Below are 5,343 nucleotides of genomic sequence, written 5' to 3'. Positions count from 1 at the left end.
TTTAAAACGGCGGTAACCTACTCTCCCACTTTTACGCAGTACCATCGGCACGACCGGGCTTAACTTCTCTGTTCGGAATGGGAAGAGGTGGAGCCCCGGTGTTATAACCACCTGAATATCGTTACGGATGAATCGTTTTCCATCCTTATAGGATTGACCTGATGTAAAAGAGCAAATAGATACATATCATAGATACCAATCTAGCAAACCTCTGGTTAGTATTCGGTGCGGATTTATCCGCACCCCGTAGAAAGCTTTCGGGCAATTAGTACTGCTCGGCTATGACATTACTGCCTTTACACCTGCAGCCTATCAACGTTGTAGTCTACAACGACCCTTATGAGGATATCTTATCTTGAAGCCGGCTTCGTACTTAGATGCTTTCAGCACTTATCCGATCCAGACTTAGCTACCCGGCGATGCTCCTGGCGGAACAACCGGTGAACCAGGGGTCTGTCCGACACGGTCCTCTCGTACTAGTGTCAGATCTCCGCAAATATCCAGCGCCCACGATAGATAGAGACCGAACTGTCTCACGACGTTCTGAACCCAGCTCGCGTGCCACTTTAATGGGCGAACAGCCCAACCCTTGGGACCTACTCCAGCCCCAGGATGTGACGAGCCGACATCGAGGTGCCAAACCATTCCGTCGATATGAGCTCTTGGGAATGATCAGCCTGTTATCCCCGGAGTACCTTTTATCCTTTGAGCGATGGCCATTCCATACTGAAACCACCGGATCACTATGCTCTAGTTTCCTACCTGATCGACTTGTAGGTCTCTCAGTCAAGCGTGCTTATACCATTACACTCTACGAACGGTTACCAATCGTCCTGAGCACACCTTTAGAAGCCTCCGTTACTCTTTTGGAGGCGACCACCCCAGTCAAACTACCCACCATACAATGTCCCTGTATCCACAGGTTAGACGTCAAACAATCAAAGGGCCGTATTTCAAGGTTGGCTCCACAAGTACTGGCGTACCCGCTTCATAGCCTCCGGCCTATCCTACACATCAAGTGCCCAACGTCAATGTAAAGCTATAGTAAAGGTTCACGGGGTCTTTTCGTCCCATCGCGGGTAATCGGCATCTTCACCGATACTACAATTTCACCGAGATCACAGTTGAGACAGTGTCAAGATCATTACACCATTCGTGCAGGTCGGAACTTACCCGACAAGGAATTTCGCTACCTTAGGACCGTTATAGTTACGGCCGCCGTTTACTGGGGCTTCAATTCAAAGCTTCTAGTTGCCTATGACTTCTCCTCTTAACCTTCCAGCACCGGGCAGGTGTCAGACTATATACATCTAATTTCTTATTAGCATAGCCATGTGTTTTTGATAAACAGTTGCCTTGACCTATTCTCTGCGGCCACCCTTTCAGATGGCACCCTTTATCCCGAAGTTACAGGGTCATTTTGCCTAATTCCTTAACTGTGAATCGCTCGAGCGCCTTAGTATTTTCAACCCGACTACGTGTGTCCGTTTGTGGTACGGATGCATTAATGATTAGCGTTTAGCGGATTTTCTCGGCAGTCGGATTACCTACATTATCTACGCACCCGAAGGTTTGTAGTACTATCAGATTCAGCTCCAAGGGCGGATTTGCCTACCCCCGTCAACGCCTACTCCCTTTAACCATCTAATCCGTCAGATGGCAGTAGTGTCACTCCTGCGTCCCCACTTCACTCATTAATACAGTACCGGAATATTAACCGGTTCTTCCATCGGCATTGCCATTCGGCTTAGCCTTAGGGCCCGACTTACCCTGATCCGATTAGCGTTGATCAGGAAACCTTAGTCTTTCGGCGAGGAGGTTTCTCACCTCCTTTATCGTTACTTATACCTACATTTGCTTTTCTGCACGCTCCAGAGAACCTGACGGTTCGCCTTCAACGCGGAGCAGAATGCTCCCCTACCGATAATATTTATCCCATAGCTTCGGTAACATGTTTTATGCCCGATTATTATCCACGCACGACCACTCGACTAGTGAGCTGTTACGCACTCTTTAAATGAATGGCTGCTTCCAAGCCAACATCCTAGCTGTCTTAGTAGTCATACTTCGTTAATTCAACTTAACATGTATTTGGGGACCTTAGCTGATGGTCTGGGTTCTTTCCCTCTCGGACATGGACCTTAGCACCCATGCCCTCACTCCCGGTAAAAACTTATGCCCATTCGGAGTTTATCTGGACTTGATAGGCGGCGAAGCCCTCGCATCCAATCAGTCGCTCTACCTGACATAAGTTATAAGCCGAGGCTGCACCTAAATGCATTTCGGGGAGTACGAGCTATCTCCAAGTTTGATTAGCCTTTCACCCCTACCCTCAGGTCATCCGAAAACTTTTCAACGTTTACCGGTTCGGTCCTCCATTTGGTGTTACCCAAACTTCAACCTGCCCAAGGGTAGATCACTTGGTTTCGCGTCTACTCCTACTGACTAGCCGCCCTGTTAAGACTTGCTTTCGCTTCGGCTCGGTACATCGTTGTACTTAACCTTGCCAGTAAGAGTAACTCGTAGGTTCATTATGCAAAAGGCACGCCGTCACAATTACTTGCTCCGACCGCTTGTAGGCACATGGTTTCAGGGTCTATTTCACTCCTCTGTTCGAGGTGCTTTTCACCTTTCCCTCACGGTACTGGTTCACTATCGGTCTCTCAGGAGTATTTAGCCTTACCGGATGGTCCCGGCAGATTCACACAGGATTTCTCGTGTCCCGCGCTACTCAGGATACTGCTAGGCTTACGCAAAGATTCGTATACGGGATTATCACCCTCTGTGATCGCATTTTCCAATACGTTCTACTTCCTTACGGTCTTGCCACGACGCAGTCCTACAACCCCAACATTGCCTAAACAATATTGGTTTGGGCTAGTCCCATTTCGCTCGCCACTACTTTGGGAATCACTTTTGTTTTCTTTTCCTACGGGTACTTAGATGTTTCAGTTCCCCGCGTTAGCTCACTGCTTGCAGTGTATTAGAGTCTTCCTCTAATGGGTTGCCCCATTCGGAAATCCACGGATCAATGGTTATTTGCACCTCCCCGTAGCTTATCGCAGCTTATCACGTCCTTCATCGCCTCTGAGAGCCAAGGCATCCCCCATGTGCCCTTATTTACTTTCTTTTTCTATCTATCAACAACCGAAGTCATTGATAGCAGGGTTTGATAGATTATATTCCTATAATCTTTCTTTACTTGCTCTTTTATTACATCATGTCAAAGATCTTCTTGTCTGTGAACAGCTTCCTGTTATACTTCTATAACGACTGTCGAAGACACTGTGGAGAATAACGGATTCGAACCGTTGACCCCCTGCGTGCAAGGCAGGTGCTCTAGCCAGCTGAGCTAATCCCCCGATTTTGTGCAGTCTACAGTGAACAGTTGACAGTTAACAAGCACGATCGCTTGTCCTTTAACTGTGGACTGAATACTGAGTACTGTTCAATCGTAGTCCCAGGCAGATTTGAACTGCCGACCTCTACATTATCAGTGTAGCGCTCTAACCAACTGAGCTATAGGACTGGCTTTTTCGTTCAACCTGAAACTGATTTGCCAGCTTCTTGGTTTCTCTTGTATCCGGTTTGTTAAACCAGGTATATCTTAATAACAACATATGTGAGTGCAGTAACTTCCCTATTATACCTAAGCGGACAGTCACTCCAGAAAGGAGGTGTTCCAGCCGCACCTTCCGGTACGGCTACCTTGTTACGACTTAGCCCCAGTCACCAGTTTTACCCTAGGACGCTCCTTGCGGTTACGCACTTCAGATACCCCCGGCTCCCATGGCTTGACGGGCGGTGTGTACAAGGCCCGGGAACGTATTCACCGCGCCATGGCTGATGCGCGATTACTAGCGAATCCAGCTTCACGGAGTCGAGTTGCAGACTCCGATCCGAACTGGGAGAGGCTTTGGGGATTAGCATCCTGTCACCAGGTAGCAGCCCTTTGTACCTCCCATTGTAACACGTGTGTCGCCCCGGACGTAAGGGCCGTGCTGATTTGACGTCATCCACACCTTCCTCGCATCTTACGACGGCAGTCTTATTAGAGTCCTCAGCTTAACCTGTTAGTAACTAATAATGTGGGTTGCGCTCGTTATGGCACTTAAGCCGACACCTCACGGCACGAGCTGACGACAACCATGCAGCACCTACATACCTGCTATTGCTAGAAGTCCCTTTTCAAGGACGGTCAGGTACATTTCAAGCCCGGGTAAGGTTCCTCGCGTATCATCGAATTAAACCACATGTTCCTCCGCTTGTGCGGGCCCCCGTCAATTCCTTTGAGTTTCACCGTTGCCGGCGTACTCCCCAGGTGGATTACTTATCGCTTTCGCTTAGTCACTTACGGTATATCGCAAACAACTAGTAATCATCGTTTACGGCGTGGACTACCAGGGTATCTAATCCTGTTTGATCCCCACGCTTTCGTGCTTGAGCGTCAGTTATGGCTTAGTAAGCTGCCTACGCAATCGGAGTTCCTCGTTATATCTAAGCATGTCACCGCTACACAACGAATTCCGCCTACTTCATCCATACTCAAGAATCCCAGTTTCAACGGCAGTGTTCAGGTTGAGCCTGAAAATTTCACCGCTGACTTAAAATCCCGCCTGCGCACCCTTTAAACCCAATAAATCCGGATAACGCTCGCATCCTCCGTATTACCGCGGCTGCTGGCACGGAGTTAGCCGATGCTTATTCGTACAGTACATGCAATACATTACACGTAATGTCTTTTATTCCTGTACAAAAGAAGTTTACAACCCGTAGGGCAGTCTTCCTTCACGCGATTTGGCTGGTTCAGACTCTCGTCCATTGACCAATATTCCTCACTGCTGCCTCCCGTAGGAGTCTGGTCCGTGTCTCAGTTCCAGTGTGGGGGACAAACCTCTCAGTTCCCCTATCCATCGTTGCCTTGGTAAGCCGTTACCTTACCAACTAGCTAATGGAACGCATGCCCATCTACATCCGATAAATCTTTAACAAATATTGCCATGCGGCATCCCTGTATTATGCGGTATTAGTCCGAATTTCTCCGGGTTATTCCCCTGATGTAGGTAGGTTGCATACGTGTTACTCACCCGTGCGCCGGTCGCCATCAAAGTATTGCTACTCTATGCTGCCCCTCGACTTGCATGTGTTAGGCCTATCGCTAGCGTTCATCCTGAGCCAGGATCAAACTCTTCTTTGTATATTCTTTTTTTTAAGTCTTTTGTGATCCTGTCCTTATCGATTCACTTATTAAGTAAATTGACGGTATAATATTTTCTAGCACCGAAGTGCTATTGTACTACACTCATATGTTGTCAAAATTTCAAAGATCGTTATCTGTTCGCT

2 tRNA genes and 3 rRNA genes are annotated in these 5,343 nt (G+C 48.0%); all 5 read right to left on the bottom strand.

The features are described from left to right. Positions 1-4 precede the first annotated feature (4 nt). Positions 5-115 (bottom strand): 5S ribosomal RNA (gene rrf / locus E4T88_RS17150). 130 nt (positions 116-245) lie between these two features. After that, a 23S ribosomal RNA gene (locus tag E4T88_RS17145) occupies positions 246-3,130 on the bottom strand. Between the two features lie 158 nt (positions 3,131-3,288). Next, a tRNA-Ala gene (locus E4T88_RS17140) sits at positions 3,289-3,362 on the bottom strand. A 93-nt stretch (positions 3,363-3,455) separates the two neighbouring features. Continuing rightward, positions 3,456-3,529: transfer RNA gene (locus E4T88_RS17135), tRNA-Ile, on the bottom strand. A 141-nt stretch (positions 3,530-3,670) separates the two neighbouring features. Next, positions 3,671-5,197: ribosomal RNA gene (locus E4T88_RS17130) — 16S ribosomal RNA — on the bottom strand. Together the 16S, 23S and 5S rRNA genes with 2 tRNA genes alongside form the textbook arrangement of a ribosomal RNA operon. Positions 5,198-5,343 lie beyond the last annotated feature (146 nt).

It is taken from the genome of Dysgonomonas mossii, from assembly GCF_004569505.1.
Classification (GTDB): Bacteria; Bacteroidota; Bacteroidia; order Bacteroidales; family Dysgonomonadaceae; genus Dysgonomonas.
This window is presented reverse-complemented; position numbering and strand designations above follow the sequence as displayed.